This is a genomic window from Arthrobacter sp. RIT-PI-e, from assembly GCF_001187915.1.
GTDB lineage: Bacteria > Actinomycetota > Actinomycetes > Actinomycetales > Micrococcaceae > Arthrobacter_D.
Genome location: NZ_LGIU01000047.1, coordinates 1 through 2,271, shown reverse-complemented (window position 1 = coordinate 2,271; position 2,271 = coordinate 1). Strand labels below are relative to the sequence as shown.

Annotated in this window: 4 protein-coding genes; 1 reads left to right on the top strand and 3 read right to left on the bottom strand. The window is 69.0% G+C overall.

Features of this window, described 5'->3' with window-relative positions; all coding sequences use genetic code 11:
* Nucleotides 1–274 (bottom strand): hypothetical protein (locus tag AC792_RS17255; protein WP_200903376.1); only part of this gene is annotated, 274 nt, incomplete at its 3' end.
* Nucleotides 275–463: 189 nt separating this feature from the next.
* On the bottom strand, nt 464–880 hold the full coding sequence (locus tag AC792_RS05860) for a GtrA family protein (protein ID WP_049829639.1): 417 nt from the start codon (nt 878–880) through the stop codon (nt 464–466).
* A gap of 297 nt (nt 881–1,177) precedes the next feature.
* Here AC792_RS05860 and AC792_RS05855 point away from each other — a divergent pair, with 297 nt between their 5' ends.
* Nucleotides 1,178–2,026 carry an alpha/beta fold hydrolase gene (locus AC792_RS05855; RefSeq protein ID WP_049829638.1) on the top strand — a complete coding sequence of 283 codons (849 nt, stop codon included), beginning with the start codon at nt 1,178–1,180 and terminating at the stop codon, nt 2,024–2,026.
* Between the two features lie 109 nt (nt 2,027–2,135).
* Here the strand turns inward: AC792_RS05855 and AC792_RS05850 are convergent, their stop codons facing one another.
* Nucleotides 2,136–2,264, bottom strand: a complete 129-nt coding sequence (locus AC792_RS05850; RefSeq protein ID WP_082177509.1) for a Fe-Mn family superoxide dismutase — start codon at nt 2,262–2,264, stop codon at nt 2,136–2,138.
* Between the last annotated feature and the right edge of the window lie 7 nt (nt 2,265–2,271).

Genomic DNA, 2,271 nt, shown 5'->3' with positions numbered 1-2,271 from the left:
CCGAGGGCGGGGGGGGCGGGGGCGGCGGCGGGTGTGTAGACGGGCCGGCCGCCGGGGGGGGGTGCGGGGGGGACACCGGTGCGGCCGCCGGCGGGTCGGCCGGGACGACCGGCACGGCGGGGGTGACCGGGGCCGGATCCGCCGGCGCCGGGACGACGGGGGGCGTCACGGTCTCCGGCGGGACGCCCGGTTCCTCCGCGAAGGCGGTGGCGGGAACTGTGAGCAGGAGTCCACTGGCGAGGGCCAGGGCTGTCAGGGCGGTGGGAGCACGCATGGGGGGAGTCTTCTCACGAACGGCGTTGAGCGGCGGCAGGAAGAACAGCAGGATTCTTCAGCACGTGCCGGGGTTGCTCACAACTTTACGGGTCCCAGGTGCAGTTCTCCTACCCCTGCGGCGCAGAATTCACCGTGGATTGCAGCAGGCTTCCCGCCATCGTCCGTTCCCGGTCGAGGTCCGGCGCGATCAGGCGTTCTCCCGGACGGGGCGGAAGACGTAGAAGCGGTAGGCCACGTACCGGAAGACGTTCCCGAGGAGTACGCCCACCACGTTCGCGGAGATGTTGTTGGCCAGGGCGCTCGTGAGGCCGAGGAGGTAGTGGGAGACGAACAGGCATCCTGCGGCGATGCCGAGTCCCACCAGGTTGATGAGGAAGAAGAGGATCGCCTCCTCGCGCTTCTTCCGGCCCCCCAGCTCCCGGAAGGTGACGTACCTGCTGCCCAGCCAGGAGACCGCGGTGGCGGCCGTCACCGAGAAGACCTTCGAGGTGATGGGGCCGAGTCCTGCTCCGGAGGCCAGGATGTTGAAGAGCGAGATGTCGACGACGAAGGCCACCGTCCCGACGACCGTGAACGACCCGATCCGCTTCAGGCCCCCGCGCATAGGTCCCCTCACCCCGTCCGTCGACGCTCGATCCTTCATGGCCGTGACGGCGGAGCGCCGGATGACCGCGTGGTCGGGGCGTCCTCACGCTCCCCGTCCACCGTATAGCACGGGTGCATGACGGACCGCCGGGACCGGCACGTCATGGACAATCCGGGACGGGGCTGCCGAGGATGAGGAGCGGAATCTCCTGTTCCACCCGATCCCCGAGCGGCTCCGCGTCGAATCCTGCATGTCGGCAACGCGGACAGACAGACGGGCCGGTCCCGGCCCGGAACCGAGCGCGAAAGGTACATCATGCCCTTCATCACCATCCCCGCCCACTCCACCACCGAGGTGGAGCTCCACTACGAGGACTACGGCGTCGGCAAACCGGTCGTCCTCATCCACGGCTGGCCCCTCAGCGGCCGCTCCTGGGAGGGCCAGGTCCCCGCGCTCGTCTCCGCGGGCTACCGCGTGATCACCTACGACCGGCGCGGCTTCGGGCAGTCCTCGCAGCCGTGGTCCGGCTACGACTACGACACCCTGGCCTCCGACCTGAACGCGCTGCTCGAGGAGTTCGACCTCCGCGACGCCGTGCTGGTCGGGTTCTCGATGGGCGGTGGGGAGCTGGCCCGCTATGTCGGCACCTACGGTCAGGAGCGGATCTCCAAGCTCGTCTTCGCCAGCGCCGTCCCGCCGTACCTGTGGAAGTCCGGGGACAACCCCGACGGCGGTGTGGACCAGGACCTCGCGGACTGGTTCACGAACGGGATCACCGGGGACCGCCCGGCGTTCCTGAACGAGTTCCTGCACATGTTCTTCACCGCGGGGAAGCCCGGTCTGCTGAACAAGCCCCTCGTCAGCGACGAGCAGATCGCCTACAACCTCTCGATCGCGCTCGCGGCGTCCCCGAAGGGGACCCTCGACTGCACCGCGGCCTTCGCCACCACGGACTTCCGGGACGATCTGACGAAGATCACGGTGCCCACCCTGGTGATCCACGGTGACTCGGACGCCATCGTGCCGTTCGAGGTCAGCGGTAAGCGGACGGGGGAGGTCATCCCCACCAGCGAGACCGTGGTGATCGAGGGCGCACCCCACGGCGTGACCGTCTCCCACCGAGAGGAGTGGAACCGCCACGTGCTGGAGTTCCTCGCCAGATAACCGAACACGACGACGGGCCGCCCTCCGTGCAGGAGAGTGGCCCGTCGTCATGTGGCCCGTCGTCATGTGCAGGCCGGGGTGTTGCCGGCCTGTGTGTCGGGCCGGGGTGTTACCGGCCGGGGGTGATGAGGGTGCTCGCGCCGGTGGTCGCCGCCGCGAGGCGGGCCTGGACATCGGCCCAGTTCACCAGGTTCCACCACGCCTTCACGTACTCCGGCTTCACGTTCACGTAATCCAGGTAGAAC

What these genes read in the sequence shown, in the direction of transcription:
- AC792_RS05860 (WP_049829639.1), bottom strand. Translation starts at nt 880, where the DNA reads ATGCGCGGGGGCCTGAAGCGGATCGGGTCGTTCACGGTCGTCGGGACG.
- AC792_RS05855 (WP_049829638.1), top strand. Translation starts at nt 1,178, where the DNA reads ATGCCCTTCATCACCATCCCCGCCCACTCCACCACCGAGGTGGAGCTC.